Raw genomic sequence first — 22,330 nt, 5'->3', positions numbered from 1 at the left:
ACACCCGTAGGCGTTTCAGGGAGGGGACGACACGGTGCTCGATCGATACCGCGCTGCCACGCAGGCCCGCAGGAAGGGCCGTGGCACAGCCGGCCACACGCGCGCCACCAGGCTGCTGGTGCTCAACTGGCGCGACCTCTGGCACCCCGAGGGCGGTGGCTCGGAGCTCTACGTCGGCGAGGTCACCCGGCGCCTGCGCGACGACGGGGTCGACGTCACGATCTTCAGCGCCCAGTACCCCGGCTCCAGCAGGACCGAGGAGCTCGACGGCCTGCGCTACGTGCGCCGGGGCGGGCACCTCACGGTCTACCTGTGGGCCGCGTGGTACCTCGCCACCGGGCGCTTCGGCAGGCTCGACCGCGTCCTCGAGGTGCAGAACGGCATGCCGTTCCTCGCCCGGCTCTTCACCCGGGCCCGCGTCACGGTGCTGGTGCACCACGTCCACCGCGAGCAGTGGTCGATCCTCAACCCGGTCCTGGCCCGCGTCGGCTGGTTCATGGAGTCGCAGGCGGCCGTGCGGGTCAACCGCGGCGTCTCCTACGTCGCCGTGAGCGAGGTGACCCGCAGCGAGCTGGTCGACCTGGGGGTGCGGGCCTCGGACATCACCATCGCCTGGAACGGCCTGCCGCCGGTCCCCGAGCACGACGCCCGCCCGGAGTCGCCCACCCCCGAGCTGGTGATGCTGGTCCGACTGGTGCCGCACAAGCGGGTGGAGCACGCGATGGAGACCGTCGCCGCGCTGCGCGGTCGCTTCCCCGGGCTGCACCTCACGGTGATGGGCTCCGGCTGGTGGGAGCCGCAGCTCCTCCAGCACCGCACGGACCTCGGCCTGGAGGACGACGTCACCTTCCTGGGTCACGTCAGCGACCGCACCAAGTTCGAGGTCCTCTCCGGGTCCTGGGTGCACCTGCTGCCCTCGGTCAAGGAGGGGTGGGGTCTCTCCATCGTCGAGGCGGCCAGCGTCGGCGTCCCCTCGATCGCCTACGCCGACGCGGGCGGCGTGTGCGAGTCGATCCTGGACGGCGTGACCGGTCTCCTGGCGCTCGACCAGGACGACCTCGTCCAGCAGACGGCGCGGCTGCTCGAGGACGAGGAGCTGCGACACGACCTCGGCGCCAAGGCCAAGATCCGCTCCGCGCAGTTCACCTGGGAGACGACGGTGGCGTCGCTGCGGCGCGCCATGTCGCTCTGATCAGGAGCGGTCGCCGCCACGGGCGACGGGGAAGCCCACCGTCGCCGACGCCACGCAGACGGTGCCCGCCTCGTCACGCCGCTCGTCCTGCCGCAGCTGCATCGACACCGAGTCCAGGCGGCCCGAGACGACCATGTCCACCACGTTGAGCCCGTCGCGCAGCGGGACCACCAGCTGCCGGCCGGCAGCGTCGACCAGCAGCGAGCCCCGCGCGGCGGTGTAGTAGCCCACGCGCAGCACCATCCGGTCGCCGTCACCGTCGATGGTGTCGTCGAGCGGGATTGCCGTGGGCCGCTCCGCGGTGACCGGGTAGCCGCAGGTCTCGTCGTCGGTCGGACGGCTCGCGACGGTCGCGACGAGGTCCATGGGGCGCAGGCGGCCCTCGGAGTCCACCATCCGCATCGAGTGGCTGGGCAGGTCGAAGACCGGGCTCTCCGGCGCGATGCCGACCAGGGTGGACACCGTGGCGTCGGTGCCGAACCAGTTGATCATCACGTCGTCGGGCGCGCCCCCGTCGAAGATCACGACCTCCGGCTGGGCCCGCAGCTCGGCGCGCAGCGTCTCGACGTAGTCGCGGTCGACCCGGTTCTCGAGGTGCCCGGACACGTGGCCGGTGGTCACCGCCGCGGACCCGACGTAGAGCAGGGCGAGCCCGCAGGCCACCACGGCCGCGGGGTTCAGCCGGCCGGCCCACCGCCGGGGCTCGGCCCGCTCCTGCGGCTCCGCGCGGGTGGCCGGCGCGGCGAGCACCGCGCGGACGACGAGCGCCAGCGCCACGGGCAGCACCGGCACGATGTCGGCGGCGTAGCGCGGGATCAGCCCGAAGGTGGGACCCATGCCGGTGCGCCCACCGAAGAGCAGCACGACGTCGAGCAGGGTGTAGACCAGGAGGAGCAGCCAGCCCCAGGCGGCGGCCCGGGTGCGGCGCAGGCTCCAGACCACGGCCACGGCGACCACGAGCCAGGCCAGCACGACCGCGTACGCCGCGGGCAGCAGCAGCGAGTCGCCGACCACCTCGGGGTTCCACGGCCCGGCGACGAAGCCCGGGACCGCGTTGCGGACCACGAAGTTGCCCAGCAGCTCGGCGGTGTCCCCGCCCGACCCGGCCGACGTCGTGGCGATCGGCGCGACGGCACGGTGCAGGACGACGTAGCCCACGAGCAGGACCGCCAGCGGCGCCCACAGCCGCCACTGCGAGCGCAGCGCCTGGACGACGGCGCGCGGCCCGCGCGCCGGGGAGTAGGCGCAGGCCACGGCGCCCAGCACCACGGGGAACAGCGCCGCCCGCTCCTGGAAGAGCAGTCCGGCCACGGTCGCGGCCACGACCAGCGGCAGTGCCCACCAGCGCTCGTCGTCCAGGTGCACCAGCAGGGCCCACACGGCCAGCAGCAGGCAGATGCTGATCGGCAGGAACTGGATCGCCACGGCCCACCACAGGGTCGGCCACAGCGCCAGCGGGCACGCCAGGCCCACGGCGAGCAGCGGGACCCGGGCCCACGACCCGGGCAGCATCCGGCTGAGGACCAGCCAGAGCAGGGCGGCCGCGACGGCCTGCAGCGCGACCGTCTCCACCACGACCGCGCCCCAGTCGAGCGGCGCGAAGTGCGCGTGCGCCCAGGCGAAGAGGAAGCCGCCCGGGAAGAAGTGGCCGGAGTAGTCCTGGGTGAGGAGTCCGGGGGTCAGCGGCTCGTCCCCGAGCCGGAGCATGAGGAAGTCGTCCTGCGTGAAGTAGCCGCGCGCCAGCAGCACGCCGCGCCAGACGCCCTGCGCGAGGATGAGGCACAGGGCGGCGAGACCGGGCCAGGAGCTCCAGGGACCGGTCAGCGCGCGCCACCACGCGGTGCGCTCAGGCATGGGCGGCCACCTCCGTCTCGGGCTTCTCCGGTGCGGCGCGCGCGGCCAGCGTCGCGGCGACGAGGCCGACCCCGAGTCCGGCGACCGCGTCGCAGACGGTGGGCGGCAGCCCCGGCTCACCGACGGCGACCAGCGCGGCGGCGACGCCGGCCAGGCCGACCAGCACCGCCCCGAGGGTGCCGGCCTCCAGGCGACGGCGGCCCAGCACCCCGACCAGGAAGCCGACCGCCAGCGCGGGTCCGCCCAGGAGCCCGACGATGAGGAGGCCCAGCAGGCTCCAGCCCCAGCGCCAGGGGCGCAGGGGCTCCGACGCGAGCGGCTCGGGCCAGGACACCGTGCGGAGGCGCTCGCGACGCCTCGCCAGCACGGCCCCCGCGACCAGCAGCAGGGCCAGCACGCCGCCGGTCACGAGGGCGGCCTGGTACCACCGGTTCGGCGCGAACGTGAGCTGCACGCGACCGCCCTCGCCCGCGGGCAGCACGTAGCCCTGCTTCCAGCCGTCCACCCGGACGGGGTCCAGCCGGCGGCCGCCGAGCTCGGCGACCCAGCCGTCGTTGACGTTCTCCGGCACGATCAGCAGCGACTCCGCGCCCGGGCCCACCTCGACGCTGCGGTCGTTGGACGTCCAGCGGCCCACCTCGACGTCGCGCCGCGCGGGCGCCGCCGGCGTGGCGCGCCCGGCGGGAGCCAGGGTGAGCTCGCTGGGGGCGAACTGCTCCGTGGCGCTGATGCGCACCGTGTGGGTCCCCGAGTCCAGGGCCACCGGCCCGTCGCACGACTCGAGCCGCATGGGCGTCCCGTCGATGACCTGGGCCAGCGTGCCGGCGACCTGCGTGGGGTGGACGCGTCCGTCGATCTCGAGCTCGGGTCCCAGGCCGCAGATCGCGCCCGTCGGCAGGTCCCGGTCGGGGCTGTAGCGCAGCCCCTCGAGTCCGGCGACCGTCAGCTCCGCGACGCCGAGGGGGGCATCCGCCTCGGCCGGCGGCGGTGCGAAGACGATCCGCAGGCGGCTGGCCGTCAGGGGCTCGAACTCCGCCCGCCCGGCGGCGTCGAAGGTCACGCTCCTGGTCTCCCCGCCGGCCACGATCGTCGCGCTCGTCGGCCCGACGGCGGTTCCGCGAGGGGCGGTGACGGTCAACGCGTCGACCGTGCGCCGGCCCTTCCACCGCAGCCGGAGCGTCGGGTCCGGGTCACCCTTCGCGGCCGACCAGAAGGTCGCCGGGTCGCCGTCGTAGGAGAGCTGGGCCCCGACGCCCGGCTCGTTCTGGTACGTCGTGGACGACCGCACGCGCACCTTGCCGAAGATCGGCTCCATGAGCCGCGCGCTGGCCGCGGTGGTGCGCGCCACGACCGAGCCGTCGAAGTCCCAGCTCCCGTCGTCGTGCACGGTGAGCTCGCGCACCAGCCCGGACTCCTCCTCGCTGGCCCGCGCGTCGGCGAGGAAGCCGCAGGTGGTGCCGATCCCGGCATCGATGCAGCCGCGCCGGTGGGGGCGCGAGCGCAGGACGAACGTCGTGCCGTCGTCGGCACCCGCGTCGGGGACGACGAGGCGCCGCTCGACGTCCACCCCGGGGAAGGAGATGTCCCTGATGGCGACCACGCCGTCGGTGCCGGCGGTGTCGGTCACCGTGACGCGGAAGCGGTCGAGGGCGCCGCGCAGCGGGACCTGCACCGTCCCCGAGCCGGGGTCCACGGGCAAGGTCTCGTCGGTGTCGCCGGCCTGCACCCGCACCTCACGCACGGGCAGGCCGGTCACGCCGTCGACGCCCAGGACCAGCGTGGCGCTCTCGAAGGAGACCGGCTCGTCGAAGCGGACCTCCACCCACTGACCGACCGGGTCCAGCAGCGGCGAGGACTGCCAGTAGGTGTCGACCAGACCGTCCACCGCGGCGTAGGGACCCAGCTCGGGTCGCACCGGCCCGAAGGTGTCGGAGTAGCCGCCCGAGGACGAGGCGACGACCGAGGAGATGCCCTCGTAGGCGGCGTAGACGCGCTCGCTGGACTCCGGGCCGGAGTAGTCGTTGGCCGTGCGGGCGGTGCGGTACTTCTCGTCCTTCGTCATGACCTGCCCCACGGCGTCCTCGAGACGGCCGAACCCGCGCTCGCGCTTGCGGTAGCCGTCGCCGACGAGGTCGGGCGCGGTCGCGTCCCAGTGGGGCTCGCCCTCCATGACCACCGGCGTGTCGGGGTCGAGGCGTCCGGCCTCCATGGCCGTGAGGATGTCCTCGGGGCCGCCGGCGAGGGTCTGCACGCCGTCGCGCTCCACGGCCTCGACCCGGGGCACGTCCCGGTCGACGCGCAGGATGTCGATCATCGACTGGTCGCCGAAGCCGGAGGACCCGAACGACGCCACCTCGGTCAGGCCGGGGCTGCGCCGCAGCGCCAGGTCGACGCGGGCGGGGTCGGGTGCCCCGCTGGCGTAGAGGTCGAGGTCGCGGCGGACGACGACGTACTCGATCCCGGCCCGGGCCAGGACCCCGGCGAGCTGGGAGGAGCCTTGACCGTCGGAGACCCGCTCCTGGATCGCGTCGAGGAACCGGATCGTGCTGCCCGGGGTGAGCGGGATCTGGCTGCGGGTGACCCACGGGGTGCTCGCCAGCCCCTGGAGCGGCTCGTCGATCGTCCAGCCCCACCACTGCTGGCCGAACCCCGCACCGGGCACCACGAGCGCCGACGCGGTGCCGTCCACGTCGTCCAGGTAGTCCGCTGCCTCCTGCCACGCGCTGGGCACCTCGGTCCAGCCCGGCTTGCGCATCTCACCGCTCCACAGGGGCTGCGCCGCCACGATCAGCAGCACCGCCACGAGGGAGGCGCCCAGGACCCGGGCCGCCTCACGGCTGCGACCGGCCGCCGGGACCAGCGAGGTGGCGGCGTGGGCGAGGCCGAGCGCGAGGGGCAGCCGCAGGAGCGGGTCCACCTTGTGCACGTTGCGGAGCATGGACAGGGGCCCGTCCAGCAGGAACTGGAACTGGCTCGCCAGCGGTGAGGCCAGGACACCTTCGCGCGAGACGGTCAGGCACACGGCGCCGAGCAGCAAGCTCAGCAGGAGCGGCACGCGCAGCGGCATCGTGCGGCGCGTGAGCCCGTAGAAGCCCAGCGCCGACACGGCCGCCGTGGTCGCGATCAGGACCGGCGCGGTGGCCAGGGAGTAGGCGCCCGGCCACCAGGGCTGCCCGCCGACGTAGATGAAGGAGAGCCAGTGGTCGGCCCCGCGCGTCACGTTGGTCCAGCCCAACGGCCGCACCACCGCGATCGAGGTCTCGATGTAGTCGAGGAACGGGGGGCTGTAGCGGCCCAGCACGAGCAGCGGCAGCATCCACCAGGCACTGGCCATGGCGGTCGCGCCGACCCACCAGCGCGCCAGCCGGGCGCCGCCGGGCCGACGGACGGTCGCCAGCACCACGAGGAGCGGCAGCGGCAGCGCGGCGAGGTTCTCCACGGCGTTGACGCCGCCGAAGCACAGCAAGGCGGCGCCCGAGCACAGGGCTCCCGTGCGGGGGCCGAGACGGCCGCGCTGGGCCAGCACGAGCGGGAGCACCACCCAGGGCAGCACGGCGGTCGGCAGCACCTCGGCGGTCAGCACGCCGGCGAGGCCGAGCAGCCGCGGGGCCACGGCGTACGACAGGCCGCCCAGCCATCCCGCCCACGGTGAGGCCTCGGGGCTCATCGCCCGCACGAGCCGGCGGCAGCCCTCGAAGGCGACGACGAGCAGCAGCCCGCTCCACAGCCGCTGGGTGACCCAGTCGGGCAGGCCGACCCAGTCCCCCACCAGGAAGAAGGTGCCCTGCGGGAAGAGGTAGCCGTAGGCCTGGTTCTGCAGCTCCCCGAACGAGGAGTCCTGGTTCCACAGCGAGAGGCTGCGCGTCATGAACCGGGCCGGTGCGGCGGTGAGGTCGAACTTCGTGTCGAACGTCGTGGTCCCGAGCCGCTGCAGGAAGGACAGCGCCATCAGCCACGTCCAGGTCAGCGGCACCGCCCACCAGGTGAAGGGGCGTCGGCGAAGTCGGTCCACCACGAGCGCTCGCGAGCGTCCGGCTTCGATGACGAATCCTCCTTGTGCCGCGGACGGGGCGAACCGACCGGTAACCTGCCGCGTGTGATCCTAGGGCGTCGTGACAATGTCGGAGCCGTACCCGGTCGAATCGGTCCCGCGGCGCCCGCGCCCCGGGGTCGGGGTGCCCGGTGAGCCGCCTTCCGGGCGGGGACAGCGACGCGCGGTTCGAGCGGGTCTGGTCGGTCGCCGACCGCATCCCCGGCTGGCTGACCCGCGACCAGGCACGGCTGCTGTACGACGAGGCCCTCGCGGTGTCCGCGGGCTCGGCCCTGCTCGAGATCGGCAGCCACCAGGGCCGGTCGACGGTCGTGCTGGGCAAGGTGGCCGATGCCACGGGCGGGGAGGTCATCGCGATCGACCCCTTCGTCGAGGGCCGGCTGTTCGGCGGCGCACCGACCAAGACCAAGTTCCTCGCCCACCTCGACGAGGCCGAGGTCGCCCACGTGGTCCGTCACGTCGAGGACTACTCCACGCAGGCCCGTCCCGCCTGGACCGAGCACTTCCAGTACCTGTACATCGACGGCAAGCACGACTTCTGGACCTTCAGCGACGACCTGCTCTGGGCGCGGTTCCTGCCGCCGGGCGCCCCGGTGCTGGTCCACGACGCCTACTCCTCGATCGGCGTGACGCTCGGGATCCTGGCCCGCGTCCTGTTCTCCCGGGAGCTGCGCTACGAGCGTCGCGAGGGCTCGATGGCGCTCTTCCGCACCTCGCCGCCGCGCCTCGCCGACCGGCTGCGCATCCTGCGCGAGGTCCCGTGGTGGCTTCGCAACGTCGCCATCAAGGTGCTGCTGCGCCTCCGACTGCGCCCCGTTGCGCGGCTCGTGGGCCACGACTCGCCGTACGACCCCTACTGAGCGCCGCGCCCTAGGCGAAGAAGCGGTCCGACAGTGCCTGGACGAGGGCGGCGTGCTCCTCGACGCCGAAGTCGCGCCGGCGGGTCCGCAGCGAGAGGGTCGTCGTGACCGACGTCGAGGCGAGCCCCACCGCGACCGAGCGCGGTCCGCTGCTGGCCGGGAACATGGTGACCGACAGCAGGCCGTCGCCGCTGACCAGGCCGAGGTTGCTCAGCATGGCGGTGGCGCCCAGGCGGCTGCTGAGCAGGCGGACGGCCAGCGGTGCGGTGCCTCCCGCGGAGGTCTCCGGGAAGTCCGGCTCCGGGCGCAGCTGCGCGATCGCGGGCGCCAGGCTCTCCACGTCCACGCCCGTGCCGACACGCAGCCGCAGGTAGGCGGTCTGGCGGTCGGGCTGGGGCAGGTCGTCGGTCCGGCGCGAGGCGCCGATCACCAGCACCGGTCGGCGTCCGGTCCGTCGCCACCGGCCCTCGGCGTGGGTGGAGAGCACCGCCCGCGCCAGGTGGGCGGTGCCGCGCTCGACGCGTGGCCGGGTCACCGAGCTCAGGTCCTCGACCGGGGAGCCGGCGTCGCCGTCGCCGGCGAAGCGGGCCGGTGGGTCGGTGAGCGCCTCGCCGAGGCGCCGGACGCTCGAACCCAGGAAGCCGTACGGCGCCGCGCGGTCGCCGATCCCCCGGGCCCGGGTGCGCAGCCCCCGCCCCAGGGCGCCGCCGGCGACCGCGAGCAGCCCCAGACCGTCGATCACGCCGTGGTGCGCGCCCACGAGGAGACGCGTGCCGTCGTCGGTGAGCGCCAGCCGCACCAGCGGCGAGCTCGGTCCGTACGGCGCCGAGGCGACCTGCCGGCGCGCCGCCGGCCAGCCGTCGGCCGCGACGACGAGCACCTCGGGCGCGTGGCCGAGGTGGGCGTGGCGGGCGCAGAGCGCCGCGACCCGGTCGGCGACGTCGTCGGCGGCGACCGGCGCATCGACGTGCGCCTCGAGGCAGATGCCCCACGTGGTGTCCGGGTCGCCGTACATGCCGACGACCTCGCGCGCGCCTCGGACGGCCGGGTCGAGCCGGGCGCGTCGTGCGCGCAGGGTGGGACGCACCAAGGGAACCTCAGGCATAGTGACGGCTGACGAAGGCCCAACGTATCGCGAAACCGGCAAGGACCACATGACAGCCACCCAGACCCCGCCGGCATCCGCCGCGCGCGGGCTGCTCAGGACGGCGCGACCGCGCCAGTGGAGCAAGAACCTCCTCGTCCTTGCCGCCCCGGTGCTGTCGGGAGAGCTCACCGAGGGCTCGGTGGTCGCGCACACGGCGATCGCCTTCGTCGCCTTCTGCTGTGCCGCCTCCGCCGTCTACCTCGTCAACGACGCCCGCGACGTGGAGGCGGACCGGGCCCACCCCAGCAAGCGCTTCCGGCCGGTGGCCGCGGGGATCGTCCGTCCCGGCGCGGCCTACGCCGCGGGCGCCGTGCTGCACGTCCTGGCCCTGGTCATCGCGATCCAGGCCGGCTGGCGGCTCGCGGCGGTCATCGCCGCCTACCTCGTCGTGTCCGCCGCCTACTCCTGGTGGCTCAAGAACGAGCCGGTCCTCGACATCGCCGTCATCGCCTCCGGCTTCCTGCTGCGGGCGGTCGCGGGCGGCGCCGCCTCGGGGATCGAGCTGTCGCAGTGGTTCCTGCTGAGCGCGTCGTTCGGCTCGCTGTTCATGGCGGCCGGCAAGCGCTACGCGGAGGTGTCGCTGGACCTCAAGGAGCCCGAGCTCTTCCGTCGGACGCTGGCGCTGTACTCGCCGACGTACCTGCGCTTCGTCTGGACGATGTCGGCCGGGCTGCTGATCATGACCTACGGCCTGTGGGCCTTCGAGCTGAGCGCCGCCGCCGGCGGCTCGGCCCTCACCGTCGCCTCGATGGCGCCGTTCGTGCTGGCCGTCCTGCGCTACGCCGTCTCGGTCGACGCAGGCGTCGCGGGCGAGCCCGAGGAGATCGCGCTGCGCGACCACGTGCTGCAGGTGCTGGCGCTCGTCTGGCTGGCCCTCGTGGCCGGAGCGGTCTACGTCGGCTGACGCTCAGAGCACGCGCTTGGCGACCCGGAGCAGCCCCTGCTTGGCCGAGCGGCGGTGCGCCGACCCACCCTCGGGCTCGGCGTCGCGGTGGCGCAGGAACCACTCGTAGGAGCTCTCGAACATCGCGTCCGTGGACCACCGGGCGCTCCACCCGAGCTCCTCCTTGGCGTCCGCGACGTCGAACCACAGCGAGCGGCTGTACATGATCCAGTGGTAGGGCGCGAACGGCGTGAGGCCGAGCCGGGCCGACCACTCCATCGCCTTGGTCGTCGGTCCGACCGGGAGGTGGCGGACCCGGGAGCCGGTGCCGGCGTGGGCGCAGAGGTGCCCGACGGCCTCCCCCATCGTGCCGAACTCCTCGGCGCCGATGTTGTAGACGGCCGGACCGGGCCGTCGCGCGGCCAGCAGGCAGGCCGAGGCGAGGTCCTCGGCGTGCACGAACTGGTAGACGTTGCTCCCGTCACCCAGGATGGGCACGGAGCTGCCGTCGGCGATCCAGTCGAAGAGGATCCCGAAGATCCCCAGCCGGCCGTGGCCCAGGATCGTGCGGGGTCGCACGATCGTGGCGTCGAGGCCCCGGCTGACCGCGGCGCGGACCAGCAGCTCGGCGTCGAGCTTGGCCTGGCCGTAGGCCTCGACCGGGCGGGCGGGGGTCGCGCGGGTGACCGGGTTGGCGCTGGGGACGCCGAAGACCGCCGACGAGGAGGTGTGCACCAGCTTGGCCACGCCCGCGCGCTCGCAGGCCCGGATCACCACCGCCGTGCCCTCGACGTTGACCGACTCGAAGAGGTCGCGGTCGCGCGCGAGCGGCACCTGCGCGACGTTGTGGAACACCATGTCGGCGCCGGCGGCTGCGCGAGCCACCAGCGCCTCGTCGCGCACGTCGCCGTGGAAGAGCTCGACGCCGGGGGGGCGGTCGGGAGCGTCGACGACGTCGAGGACCCGCACCTCCAGACCGTCGCGCTGCAGCGCCTCGACCAGCAGCGAGCCGAAGTAGCCGCTGCCGCCGGTGACCAGGGCGACGCTCATCGCTCGGCCCTGCGCGGCGCGAGCGAGACGCCCTGGGCGGCGCACCACCGGACCGAGCGGCGCATGCCCTCGGCCAGGTCGACCCGCGGCTCGTAGCCGAGCGCCGCCTCGGTCGCGGAGATGTCGCAGGCGATCGTCTTGTCCATCTCGCCGAGCACGTGGATCGACTGGTGGTAGACGCCGCGGTCCTGGAGGAGCCGGTCGGCGCGCTCGGCGAGCCTCCCGACCAGGGCCGGCGCGCGCAGCCGGCGACCGCTGACGACGTAGCCCTCCTCGCGCATCACCTGGGCGACGGTCGCGACGATGTGTGCCATGGGGTAGGCCTCGCGGTCGGCGACCCAGAACGCCTGACCGGTGACGTCGGGGGCGTGCTCGGCGAGCGCCACCCCCTGGACGAGGTTGTCCACGAAGACCATCGAGCGCCGCTGGGCGCCGTCGCCGAGGACCGGGAACCGGCCCGCGGCCACCATCGTGAAGAACGAGCTCTGCCGCGCGGGCTGGAACGGGCCGTAGAACCACGGCGGTCGCACGACGACGCTCGAGGTGTCCCCGGACGCGGCCGCCTCCAGCACCAGCCGCTCGCCGGCCATCTTGGAGCGGCCGTAGCCGAGGTAGGGCCGGTAGGGCTCGTGCTGGCGGAAGCGGTCGTCGGGCGTCGCGTTGACCCCGAAGGCGGAGTTGGAGGAGACGTGCACCAGCCGGCGCACCCCGACGCGGGACGCGGCGCGCAGGACCTCGCGCGTGCCCTCGACGTTGACCCGGTCGAAGTCGGCCACGCGCGCCGGGTGGATGACCCCCGCCGCGTGGACGACCGAGGCCCCGGCGGCGCCCTCGAAGAGACGCTCGAGCACGTGCGGGTCGGCGACGTCGCCCACGTGGACCACCGCACGTGGCAGGACGTCGAGGATCGCGGGCACCTCCGCGGCCGAGGCTGCCAGGACGCGGACCTGACCGTCGCGAGCCACGGGTCCGTGCTCCGGCCTGGGGTGGGCGACGGCGTCCAGGAAGGCACGTCCGAACCAGCCGCCTCCGCCGGTGAGGACCGTGGTCCCCGCGGGCTCCCAGCGCGCCGTCATCGCGAGCCCTCGAGCAGCCGGTCGACGTTGCGGTGAGCCACGGCCATCAGTGTGCCCTGCGGGTTGACGCCCGGTGCGCTCGGGAGCAGCGAGGCGTCGTTGACGCTGAGGTTGGCCACCCCGTGCACGCGGCCGAAGGAGTCGGTGGCGCTGCGGCGGACGTCCTCGCCCATCGGCACGGTGCCGCAGAGATGGACCGACATCACCGCGGCCGCCGCCCGGCTCATCGCCTCGACCGCGGGGCCGACCTGCTCCGGGGCCGAGACCCGGGGGGCGCCGACGTAGGACGGGACCTGCAGCTGGGCGCCGGCCGCCGACAGCAGCACCATCAGGCGACCCATGCCGGCGCGGAGCGCCGCCAGGTCGCGACGCGTGAGGTGGTAGGTGACGACCGGGTCGCGCACGCCGGGCACGGCCCGGACGCGGCCGGTGCCCTGGCTGCGGATCGACGCGTAGTAGACCGACTGACGGCGCCAGTCGGCGCCGAGCTCGCGGTCGCGGTCCCAGGTGCCGGAGAGGCCCAGCGCGATCATCCCGGGGCGGCCCGCCGAGCCGCCGATCGTCATGGCCGGGGCGAACTCCTTGACCTGGTACGTCGCCAGGTCGGCGGGGTCGTTGACCTCCTCGTCCAGCTGGGCGAGGACCTTGACCGTGGGGTGCATGGACAGGCCCCGCCCGACGTTGCGGCGCAGGCCGCTGCGCTGGAGCAGCGCCGGGCTCTGCACCGCTCCCCCGCACACCACGACGTGCTCGGCCCGGATGACCTCGCGGTCGGTCACCACGCCGGTGACGCGGTCCCCGGCGAGGCGCAGGCGCTCGACCCGGACGCCCGAGCGGACCTCGGCCCCCGCCGCGACCGCGTCCGCGAGGTAGGTGCGCAGCATGGTCTGCTTCACCGGCGCGGCGCCGGCGTCGCGACGCACCCACCGCGGCACGTCGAGGCCGTCCCAGCCCAGCGCCTCGGCCCCGCGGCGCAGGACGTCGGAGGCGGCGTTCATGGGGCCCGGCGGCGTGCTGATCGAGAGCCGCTCCTCGACGGCCTCGAACCACGGGACGAGGTCGGCGAGGCCCAGTCCCTCGATGGCGTGGGCCGAGCTCCACTCCTGGAGCACCTGCGCGTCGGCCCGGTGGTAGAGCCCGGAGTTGACCTCGCTGCCCCCGCCGACGCAGCTGGCCTCGGTGTAGGCGACCGGGGGCCGGCCCAGGGCGACCGTCAGCCCCTGGTTGCGGTACTGACGGCGCATCTGGTCCAGCGAGTAGGGCTCGGCGCTGCCGGGCTCGACCCACGCCCCCTCCTCGAGGACGACCACGCGCAGCCCGCGGCGCGCACACTCCCGGGCCGTGACCGCCCCGCCCGGACCGGACCCGACGACGGCCACGTCGTACGTCATCGCGGGTCCTCGTGGGCGACCATCAGCGCGACCCCGCGCACCAGCCGGAAGTACTCCGACACCAGCGGCAGCCCGCTGCCCGCCAGCCGGTGCACGACCGCGGCCCGGGCATCCGGCGTCATCCGCGAGTAGGGCCGGCGGCCCAGGACGGCGGCGCTGCCGACGACCGCCGCCTGGGCGACGCAGACGCCGGCCCGGGTGACGCCGGGCAGGGAGGCCAGGTGCTGAGAGGTGGCGCGCCCGATCGCGGCCGCGTCGTGGACCGAGGCCTCCGGCAGGTCGTGGACCAGGAGGTCCGCGGTGAGCGACGCCAGCCGCACGGAGGCAGCTGGCATCAGTGGGCGGCCTCGTGCCAGCTGTGGCCGGTGCCGACGGAGACGTCGAGCGGCACGGTGAGCTCGGCGGCCGACCCCATCTGCTCGCGCACCAGGGCGTCCAGGCGCTCGCGCTCGCCCTCGGCGACCTCGAGCACGAGCTCGTCGTGCACCTGCAGCAGCATCCGCGAGCGCATCCCCTGCTCCTCGAGCGCGCGCTGGACGTTGAGCATCGCGATCTTGATCAGGTCGGCCGCGGAGCCCTGGATCGGGGCGTTGAGCGCCATCCGCTCCGCCATCTCGCGGCGCTGCCGGTTGTCGCTGGTGAGGTCGGGCAGGTAGCGGCGACGACCCATGATCGTCTCGGTGTAGCCGGTCTTGCGCGCCTCGTCGACGACCCCGCCGAGGTAGTCGCGGATCCCGCCGAAGGTCTCGAAGTACTCATCCATCAGCCCGCGCGCCTCGGCCGGCTCGATGGCCAGCTGCTGCGACAGGCCGAACGCCGACAGGCCGTAGGCCAGGCCGTAGTTCATGGCCTTGATCTTGGCCCGCATCTCGACGCTGACGTCGTCGGCGGGCACGTCGAAGACCCGCGCGGCCGTGATCGAGTGGAAGTCGCGCCCCGAGCGGAACGCCTCGATGAGGAGCTCGTCCTCCGAGAGGTGGGCCATGATCCGCATCTCGATCTGGCTGTAGTCGGCGGTCAGGAGGCAGTCGTAGCCCCCGCCGACCACGAACGCCTCGCGGATCCGGCGACCCTCCTCGGTGCGGATCGGGATGTTCTGCAGGTTGGGGTCGGTGCTGGACAGGCGCCCGGTCGCGGCGATGGTCTGGTTGAACGTCGTGTGGATGCGCCCGTCGGGCGCGACCGTCTTGAGCAGCCCCTCGATGGTCTGGCGCAGCCGGATCACGTCGCGGTGGCGCAGGAGGTGCTCGAGGAACGGGTGCTCGGTCTTGACGTAGAGCGCCTGCAGGGCGTCGGCATCGGTGGTGTAGCCGGTCTTGGTGCGCTTGGTCTTGGGCATGTCGAGCTCGTCGAAGAGCACCACCTGCAGCTGCTTGGGCGAGCCGAGGTTGATCTCCTTGCCGATCGCGTCGTAGGCCGACTGGGCCGCCTTGCGCACCTCGGTGTCGAACTCGCCCTGGAGCGCCTCGAGGTGCTCGGTGTCGACCGCGATCCCGGTCTGCTCCATCAGCGTCAGCAGCTCGACCAGCGGCAGCTCCATGTCGGCGAGCAGGCGGGTGCCGCCGTGCTCCTCGATCGCGGTGTCGAGGGCCGCGGCCAGCTCGAGCACGGCCCGCGCGTGCAGCATCGCGGTCGCCGCGACGGCGTGGCCGCCGCCCTCGGCGGTGTCGAAGAGGGCGTCCTGCTCGGGCTCCTGCTCCTGGCGCAGCTCGCGGCGCAGGTAGCGCACGGTGAGGTCGGCGAGGTCGTAGGAGCGCTGGTCGGGACGCACGAGGTAGGCGGCCAGCGCGGTGTCGGAGGCGACGCCGTAGAGGGTCCAGCCGTGGGCGGCCAGGGCCAGCGCCGGGCCCTTGGCGTCGTGGAGCACCTTGGGCTTGTCGTGGTCGGCCAGCCACGCGGCCAGCGCCGCGTCGTCGTCGGGGGTCAGCTCCGCCACGTCGACGTAGGCCGCACGGTCGGTGTCGGTGGCCAGGGCGAGACCCTCGACGCGACCGGTGCCGGCGCCCCAGCCGCCGCGGACGTGGAGGCCCACCCGCTCGTCGCCGAGCTCGGCGAGCCAGGCGCCGAGGGCGCCGGGGGCCAGCACGTCGCCGGTGAGCTCGAAGCCGGGGCCGTCGACCTCCTCCTCGGACTCGAGGGTCTCGAAGAGCCGGTCGCGCAGCACCCGGAACTCCAGGCCGTCGAAGAGCGTGTGGACCTCGGTGCGGTCCCACGGACGCACGGCCAGGTCGGCCGGCACGAGCTCGAGGTCGAGGTCGGTCACCAGCCGGTTGAGCTGGCGGTTGCGCATGACGTCGCCGAGGTGGGCGCGCAGCGCCTCGCCCTTCTTGCCGGTGATCTCGTCGGCGTGCAGGATCACGTTGTCGAGGCCGTCGTAGTGGTTGATCCACTTGGCGGCGTAGCCGACACCGACGCCCGGGACGCCGGGCAGGTTGTCGGAGGTCTCCCCCACCAGCGCCGCGATCTCGGGGTAGCGCTCGGGCGGCACGCCGTACTTGTCCTGGACCCACGCCGGCGTCATCCGCGCCAGGTCGGAGACCCCGCGCATGGGGTAGAGCACGGTGGAGCGGTCGGTGACGAGCTGGATCGAGTCGCGGTCACCGGTGAGGATCAGCACGTCCATGTCGTCGGCCAGCGCCTGGGTCGCCAGGGTCGCGATGATGTCGTCGGCCTCGAAGCCGTCCTTCTTGAGGAAGGGCACGCGCAGCGCCTGCAGCACCTCCTCGATCAGGGGCAGCTGGCTGCTGAACTCGGTCGGCGTCTTGTTGCGGCCGGCCTTGTACTCGGCGTACTCGGCGAGGCGGAAGGTCTGGCGCGAGACGTCGAAGGCGACCGCGAGGTGCGTGGGTCGCTCGTCGCGCAGGACGTTGATGAGCATCGAGGTGAAGCCGTAGACCGCGTTGGTGTGCTGGCCGGTGGTCGTCGAGAAGTTCTCCACGGGCAGCGCGAAGAAGGCGCGGTAGGCCAGCGAGTGGCCGTCGAGCAGCAGCAGGCGCGGACGGTCGGTCGTGGGAGCGTCGGGCACCCGGCGACTCTATCCATGACCGACGACACCGTGCTGGGTGCGGTCGGCGAGAATGACGCCATGAGCGACGACGAGCAGACCAGCGTGCCCCTCGAGGAGTTCCTCGCCCAGATGCCCATGGGGGCGCTCAACGAGAAGATGGGCATCGAGCTGCTCGAGGTGTCCGCCGAGCGCATCGTCGCCACGATGCCGGTCGAGGGCAACACCCAGCCCTACGGCCTCCTGCACGGGGGCGCCTCGGTGGTGCTCGCCGAGAGCCTCGGCTCGATCGGCTCGGCCCGGCACGCCCACCCCGACCGGGTGGCCGTGGGCATCGACATCAACGCCACGCACCACCGCTCGGCGACCTCCGGCACGGTGACCGGCGTGGCGACCCCGATCCACCTGGGCCGCACCTCGGCCTGCTTCGAGGTGGTCATCACCGACGAGCGGGGCAAGCGGGTCTGCACCTCGCGCATCACCTGCGCGCTGGTGCCGGCCGAGCGGATGGGCCGCTGACCTACCCGAGCTCGAGCTCGGGGGTCTCGACCTGGGCGCGACGCATGGAGCGGCGGGCGGCCAGCAGCCGGGTGCGCTGACGGCCGTTGCCCGGCAGGACGGGGCGCTGCGCGGTGAGCTTGCCGCGCACGGCGACCGTGGGCGCCAGGCGCAGGGTGGCGTAAGGACCCAGCGCGAGCCGCGCCATGAACCGGTTGGCGTCGCGCGAGCCGGACGTGGCTGCGGTGGCGACGTGGGCGATCCCCAGCTCCTCGGCGAAGGCCACGGCGCTCTCCATCAGGGCCCGGCCGATGCCGTGGCGGCGGTACTGGGGGAAGACGTGCGGGGAGACGGCCTGGACGATCTGCTCGAGGTTGATCGCCGACAGGGTGGCGACCCGCAGCAGGATGGCGCCGGCGAGCGCACCGTCGTACTCCGCCACGAGCATGCGCTGCTCCGGCGAGGCGGTGGCGCCCTTGATGACGAGCTCGAGGTCGGCCACCTGCTCGTGGGGGTCGGCGCGGCGCAGCCCGTCGCACCAGAGCTCGGCCAGCACCGGCGCGTCGGACAGCTCCGCACAGCGCAGCGACACCAGCGACCGACTCATCTCTCGCCTCCCCAGGCCCGGAAAACCCTTGGACAGCGGCTGCGCGTACGCGCCGCCCCGTGCACGATCTGCCCGAAGACTACGCTCAGCCCGCCCACCCTGGACAGAGGAGTCCCGTGATCCCCGGAATCGGAACCGTCGTGAACGTCGCGACCGTCCTGCTGGGGGCCCTGCTGGGCCGCCTGCTCGGCGACCGCCTGCCCGAGCGGACCCGCGACCTGGTGACCGACGCGCTCGGCCTGGTCACGCTGCTGATCGCGGCGACGTCGGCCGTCGCGGTGCTCGACCCGGCGCTCGCGGACCGGGTCGGTGACAGCGCCCCGATGCTGGTCGTCCTGGGCTCGCTGGTCCTGGGCGGCATCGTGGGCTCGCTGCTGCGCCTGGAGCAGCGGGTGGAGGCGGTCGGCGGCTGGCTGCAGCGCCGGCTCGCCGGGGACGCGGGCTCGGTCGAGCGGCACCGGTTCATCGAGGGCTTCGTGGTGTCCTCGCTGCTGTTCTGCACCGGCCCGCTGACGATCCTGGGCTCGCTCAACGACGGCCTGGGCAACGGCGCCGACCAGCTCTTCCTCAAGGCGACCCTGGACGGCTTCGCGGCGATCGCGTTCGCCTCGGCCTTCGGCTGGGGCGTGGCGGCGTCGGCGATCACCGTGGTGGTGGTCCAGGGCGGGCTGACGCTCGTCGGCGTGCTGCTGGGCGACGTGCTGCCCGACGCCGAGCTCGCCGCGATCACCGCCGTCGGCGGCCTGCTGCTGGTGGGCGTGGCCCTGCGGCTCCTGAGGATCCGGGAGATCCCGGTCGCGGACCTGCTGCCCGCGCTGCTCCTCGCGCCCGTGCTGGTGGCGGTGGCCGCCGCCGTCCGATGACGGCGGCGGCCCTCACCACTACCTATGCGACGCCGAGGTAGGCCTCGCGGATGCTCGGGTCGTCGAGGAGGTCGGCGCCGGTGCCGGTCTTGACGATCCGGCCCGTCTCCAGGACGTAGGCCCGGTCGGCGCGCGAGAGCGCCTGCTTGGCGTTCTGCTCCACCACCAGGATGGTGGTGCCCTGCTCCGCGATCTCCGTGATGATCGTGAAGATCTGCTGGATCAGCATCGGCGCCAGGCCCATCGACGGCTCGTCCAGCAGCAGCAGCTTGGGTCGCGCCATCAGCGCGCGACCGATGGCGAGCATCTGCTGCTCCCCGCCGGACATCGTGCCCGCGATCTGCTTGCGGCGCTCGTTGAGCCGCGGGAACAGGTCGAAGACCCGGTCGAAGTCCTTGCCGACCTCGGGCTTGTCACGACGGGTGTAGGCACCCATGTCGAGGTTCTCCACGACGGTCATGCCGGGGAAGATCCCGCGCCCCTCCGGGGCCAGGCTCAGCCCCTTGCGCACCCGCTGGTCGGCGCGGAGCTTGGTGACGTCCTCGCCCTGGAAGATGATCCTCCCGGACTGGATGCCGCGCACCCCCGAGACCGCGCGCATGGTCGAGGTCTTGCCGGCGCCGTTGGCGCCGATCAGGGCGACGACCTCGCCCTCCTCCACGTCGATCGTCAGGCCGTGCAGCGCCTCGATCTTTCCGTAGGCGAGGACCACGTCCTCAAGCTGAAGCAGCATCGTCGGGCTCTCCTAGGTAGGCAGCGATGACCTTGGGGTTGCGGGCGACCTCGGCGGGCAGCCCGTCGGCGATCTTCGTCCCGAACTCCAGCACCACGATCCGGTCGGTGACGCCCATGACCAGCTTCATGTCGTGCTCGATGAGCAGCACGGTGAGGCCCCGGTCGCGGATCTGACGGATCAGGTCCATCAGGTCCTCCTTCTCTGCCGGGTTGAAGCCGGCAGCCGGCTCGTCCAGGCAGAGGAGCTGGGGATCGGTGGCCATGGCGCGCGCGATCTCGAGGCGGCGCTGGTAGCCGTAGGGCAGGTTGCGCGACAGCTCGTGCGCCCGGTCGGCCACGCCGACGAAGCGCAGCAGCGCCATCGCCTTCTCGCGGCCCGCCCGCTCCTCCAGGACGTGGCGGCTGGTGCCGAACACCTTGGCGAAGGCGCGCTTGATCCCGTTGTCGGGGAGCTCGTGCTCCTTCGGGCGGACGCGGTAGAGCCGGAACAGGGCGCCCAGCACACTCGTCTTGTGGCGCGTGTCGCAGCCGACCATCACGTTCTCCAGCGCCGACATCTCGGGGAAGAGCCGGATGTTCTGGAACGTGCGGGCGATGCCCATCGCGGTGATCTGGTGGCTCGGTCGGCCGCTGATCTGCTTGCCGGTGAACCGGATCTCCCCCGACGTCGGCTTGTAGACGCCGGTCATCGCGTTGAAGCAGGTGGTCTTGCCGGCGCCGTTGGGACCGATCAGGCCGAGGATCTCGCCCCGACGGATCTGGAAGTCGACGTCGTTGAGCGCGACGACACCGCCGAACCTCAACGTGACGTGGTCGACCTCGAGCAGCACCTCCCCCGGCTCGTGTCCTGCCGCACGGGTGGACTCCATCGTCTGCTCAGACATCGACTGCCGCCTCCTCTGCCTCTGCCTTGCGGTCCTCGAGCTCTCGAGCTCTTCGGCGGTTGGGGATCAGGCCCTGCGGGCGCAGCACCATGACGGCGACCAGCGCGACCCCGAAGCCGAACGGACGCCACTGGTCCAGGAACCGGAACCGCTCGGGCAGGTAGGTGATCAGGAAGGCGCCGAACAGCGCGCCCATCATGTTGCCGGAGCCACCGATGACGACCATCGCCACGAACAGGAACGAGAGGTTGAGCTTGAAGCCGTTGGGCTCGACCACCCCCTGCTTGCTGGCGAAGAGCACGCCGGCGATCGCGCCGAGCATGGCGCCGATCGCGAAGGCCCACAGCTTGAACTTGAACGCGTTGACACCCATGATCCGCGCGGCGTCCTCGTCCTCGCGGATCGCGAGCCAGGACCGGCCCACGCGGCTGTTCTCCAGCCGGCGCACGAGGAACATCAGCAGGAACAGCACGATCAGCGCCAGCCAGTACCAGCGATGCACGTCGAGGCCGTTGAAGAAGTCGCGGCCGTCGGCGTCCACGGGGCCCGGAGGCTTGGGGATGCCGATGACGCCCTTGGGGCCACCGGTGATGTCGGTCGCGTTGCGCAGGATGATCCGGATGATCTCTCCGAAGCCCATCGTCACGATGGCCAGGTAGTCACCGCGCAGCCGCAGCGTCGGGGCGCCGAGGATGACGCCGGCGACCAGCGCGAACGCGATCGCCAGCGGGATGCAGGCCGCGAACGGCACCGCCCAGCCCTCGCTGAAGCCGAACTTCTCCTGCAGGGAGATCGTCACGGGCGAGCTCGAGGACCCGAAGAGGGCCACGGAGTAGGCGCCGAGCGCGTAGAAGCCGACGTAGCCCAGGTCGAGCAGGCCGGCGAGGCCGATCACGACGTTGAGGCCGACCGCGACGATCATGTAGACCACGATCAGGAACAGCACGCTGGACCAGTCGGTGCCTGCGGCGCTGAGGTCGGTCCGCACCTGCGCGAACGGCAGGATGTTGAGGAACGGCAGGTAGAAGCAGAACGAGACCAACGCCAGGACGACGGGGAGCTTCATCCAGATCGGACCACGCTCCCACTTGTCGCGCAGGCCGAGGTGGGGCAGGCCCAGAAGGCCCTTGGGGGACGCGACAGCGGTGTCGGAGCCCTTGCCAGAGTCACTCATGCGCGTGCCTTTCCTAGCGACTCACCGAGGATGCCGGTCGGTCGGAACATCAGCACCAGGATCAGGACGACGAACGCGGTGACGTCCTCCCAGTTGGAGCTGAACAGGGTGGAGGAGTAGACCTCGACGACGCCCAGCAGCAGACCCCCGACGAGCGCGCCGCGCAGGTTGCCGATGCCCCCGAGCACGGCCGCGGTGAACGCCTTGACCCCGATCAGGAAGCCGATGTCGAACTTCGTGATGTCGTAGTTCATCGTGTAGAGGATCGCCGCGACGCCGGCCATGGCCCCACCCAGGATGAAGACGAGCATGATCACCCGGTCCTGGTTGACGCCCATGAGGGCGGCGGTGTCGGGGTCCTGGGCGACGGCGCGCACGCCGCGGCCCAACCGGGTCTTGTTCACGAAGGTGTCGAGCGCGACCATCATCACGACGGCGCCCACGACCACGATGATCTGCATGTTGGTGATCGAGGTCTTGCCCAGGTCGAGCCAGACCTCGGTGTCGATGAGGCTGGGGATGCTCACCAGCGCACGACCGAACGGCGGGCCGAAGAACACCCGGAACACGTGGCCGAACAGCTCGACCAGGACCAGCGAGCAGCCGATCGCGGTGATCAGGAAGATGAGCGGCGGCGCGTTCTTCTTGCGCAGCGGCCGGTAGGCGACCCGCTCCACGATGAGCGCGGTGCTGGCCGAGGCGACCACGGCCGCCAGCGCGGCGAGCGCGGTCGCGAGGATCACGAGGCCGACACCGCTGCCGCCGGTGGCGCCCAGGACGGTGTAGACCCCGAGAACGGCCCACGTCCCCACCATGAAGACCTCGGAGTGGGCGAAGTTGATGAGGCGCAGAACGCCGTAGACGAGCGTGTAGCCGAGAGCGACGAGGGCGTAGATCGCGCCCTTGGTCAAGCCGTTGGCGGTGTGCTCACCGATCTGGTCGATGAGGCTGCTGAAATCCATGGAGTCTCCCCAGTGCGTGGGCCAGGACGGCCCACGGTGCGTGGGCCATGCCAGAGGGGCGGGGGGGGGGCGGCCCCGCCCCCCCCCCGGGGCGGTTGG

The 22,330-nt window shown here is 72.9% G+C and carries 18 protein-coding genes; 5 read left to right on the top strand and 13 right to left on the bottom strand.

Translation table 11 applies throughout. The annotated features are described in order from the left end of the window. The first annotated feature begins 34 nt into the window (after positions 1-34). The gene (locus tag E4622_RS04615; protein WP_209021780.1) at positions 35-1,192 is read left to right on the top strand and encodes a glycosyltransferase family 4 protein; all 1,158 of its coding nucleotides are present in this window, start codon (positions 35-37) and stop codon (positions 1,190-1,192) included. Here the strand turns inward: E4622_RS04615 and E4622_RS04610 are convergent, their stop codons facing one another. Beyond that, on the bottom strand, positions 1,193-3,046 hold the full coding sequence (locus tag E4622_RS04610) for a hypothetical protein (protein WP_134738866.1): 1,854 nt from the start codon (positions 3,044-3,046) through the stop codon (positions 1,193-1,195). It lies immediately after the preceding gene. Further along, positions 3,039-7,058, bottom strand: a complete 4,020-nt coding sequence (locus E4622_RS04605) for an alpha-(1->3)-arabinofuranosyltransferase family protein (protein WP_134738865.1) — start codon at positions 7,056-7,058, stop codon at positions 3,039-3,041. Before E4622_RS04605 ends, E4622_RS04610 begins: the two co-directional genes overlap by 8 nt. Positions 7,059-7,228: 170 nt before the next feature. Here E4622_RS04605 and E4622_RS04600 point away from each other — a divergent pair, with 170 nt between their 5' ends. Continuing rightward, positions 7,229-7,957: a class I SAM-dependent methyltransferase gene (locus tag E4622_RS04600; protein ID WP_134738864.1), complete on the top strand. Its 729-nt coding sequence runs from the start codon at positions 7,229-7,231 to the stop codon at positions 7,955-7,957. A gap of 10 nt (positions 7,958-7,967) precedes the next feature. Here the strand turns inward: E4622_RS04600 and E4622_RS04595 are convergent, their stop codons facing one another. Next, on the bottom strand, positions 7,968-9,044 hold the full coding sequence (locus tag E4622_RS04595) for a hypothetical protein (RefSeq protein ID WP_134738863.1): 1,077 nt from the start codon (positions 9,042-9,044) through the stop codon (positions 7,968-7,970). Between the two features lie 67 nt (positions 9,045-9,111). On the opposite strand from E4622_RS04595, the gene E4622_RS04590 reads away from it, so the two are divergent. Beyond that, a complete protein-coding gene (locus E4622_RS04590) occupies positions 9,112-10,008 on the top strand; it encodes a decaprenyl-phosphate phosphoribosyltransferase (RefSeq protein WP_134738862.1) in 897 nt (298 codons plus the stop codon). Between the two features lie 3 nt (positions 10,009-10,011). Here E4622_RS04590 and E4622_RS04585 read toward each other — a convergent pair whose 3' ends face one another. From E4622_RS04585 to polA, 5 genes are read right to left on the bottom strand one after another with little or no spacing between them, the layout of a single operon-like run. Then, complete coding sequence (locus E4622_RS04585; protein WP_134738861.1) at positions 10,012-11,037, bottom strand: NAD-dependent epimerase/dehydratase family protein; 1,026 nt, start codon at positions 11,035-11,037, stop codon at positions 10,012-10,014. Continuing rightward, complete coding sequence (locus E4622_RS04580; protein ID WP_134738860.1) at positions 11,034-12,113, bottom strand: NAD(P)-dependent oxidoreductase; 1,080 nt, start codon at positions 12,111-12,113, stop codon at positions 11,034-11,036. Before E4622_RS04580 ends, E4622_RS04585 begins: the two co-directional genes overlap by 4 nt. Then, complete coding sequence (locus tag E4622_RS23310; RefSeq protein WP_134738859.1) at positions 12,110-13,504, bottom strand: GMC family oxidoreductase; 1,395 nt, start codon at positions 13,502-13,504, stop codon at positions 12,110-12,112. Before E4622_RS23310 ends, E4622_RS04580 begins: the two co-directional genes overlap by 4 nt. After that, positions 13,501-13,839, bottom strand: coding sequence for a hypothetical protein (locus E4622_RS04570; RefSeq protein WP_134738858.1), 339 nt, complete (start codon positions 13,837-13,839; stop codon positions 13,501-13,503). The genes E4622_RS23310 and E4622_RS04570 overlap by 4 nt, the downstream gene beginning before the upstream one ends. After that, entirely contained in the window at positions 13,839-16,529 is a 2,691-nt protein-coding gene (gene polA / locus E4622_RS04565) for a DNA polymerase I (protein ID WP_134738857.1), read from the bottom strand. The genes E4622_RS04570 and polA overlap by 1 nt, the downstream gene beginning before the upstream one ends. Before the next feature lie 15 nt (positions 16,530-16,544). Between polA and E4622_RS04560 the strand changes: the two genes are divergently transcribed. Then, a complete protein-coding gene (locus E4622_RS04560) occupies positions 16,545-17,027 on the top strand; it encodes a hotdog fold thioesterase (protein WP_348536973.1) in 483 nt (160 codons plus the stop codon). 1 nt (position 17,028) lies between these two features. On the opposite strand, the gene E4622_RS04555 is transcribed toward E4622_RS04560, so the two are convergent. Continuing rightward, positions 17,029-17,613: a GNAT family N-acetyltransferase gene (locus tag E4622_RS04555; RefSeq protein ID WP_245155882.1), complete on the bottom strand. Its 585-nt coding sequence runs from the start codon at positions 17,611-17,613 to the stop codon at positions 17,029-17,031. A gap of 140 nt (positions 17,614-17,753) precedes the next feature. Between E4622_RS04555 and E4622_RS04550 the strand changes: the two genes are divergently transcribed. Further along, complete coding sequence (locus E4622_RS04550) at positions 17,754-18,476, top strand: DUF554 domain-containing protein (RefSeq protein ID WP_245155881.1); 723 nt, start codon at positions 17,754-17,756, stop codon at positions 18,474-18,476. A gap of 22 nt (positions 18,477-18,498) precedes the next feature. Here E4622_RS04550 and E4622_RS04545 read toward each other — a convergent pair whose 3' ends face one another. The 4 genes from E4622_RS04545 to E4622_RS04530 are packed head-to-tail and all read right to left on the bottom strand — an operon-like array spanning position 18,499 to position 22,231. Next, positions 18,499-19,209, bottom strand: a complete 711-nt coding sequence (locus E4622_RS04545) for an ABC transporter ATP-binding protein (RefSeq protein WP_134738856.1) — start codon at positions 19,207-19,209, stop codon at positions 18,499-18,501. Continuing rightward, the gene (locus E4622_RS04540) at positions 19,193-20,095 is read right to left on the bottom strand and encodes an ABC transporter ATP-binding protein (protein WP_134738855.1); all 903 of its coding nucleotides are present in this window, start codon (positions 20,093-20,095) and stop codon (positions 19,193-19,195) included. Before E4622_RS04540 ends, E4622_RS04545 begins: the two co-directional genes overlap by 17 nt. Next, positions 20,088-21,269: a branched-chain amino acid ABC transporter permease gene (locus E4622_RS04535; RefSeq protein WP_209021778.1), complete on the bottom strand. Its 1,182-nt coding sequence runs from the start codon at positions 21,267-21,269 to the stop codon at positions 20,088-20,090. The genes E4622_RS04540 and E4622_RS04535 overlap by 8 nt, the downstream gene beginning before the upstream one ends. Then, complete coding sequence (locus E4622_RS04530) at positions 21,266-22,231, bottom strand: branched-chain amino acid ABC transporter permease (protein ID WP_134738854.1); 966 nt, start codon at positions 22,229-22,231, stop codon at positions 21,266-21,268. Before E4622_RS04530 ends, E4622_RS04535 begins: the two co-directional genes overlap by 4 nt. Positions 22,232-22,330 lie beyond the last annotated feature (99 nt).

Origin of the sequence: Nocardioides sp. 503, from assembly GCF_004522095.1 — a bacterium.
Taxonomy (GTDB): domain Bacteria; phylum Actinomycetota; class Actinomycetes; order Propionibacteriales; family Nocardioidaceae; genus Nocardioides.
The sequence above is the reverse complement of the archived record's forward strand: the minus strand, read 5'-3'. Positions and strand labels throughout refer to the sequence as shown.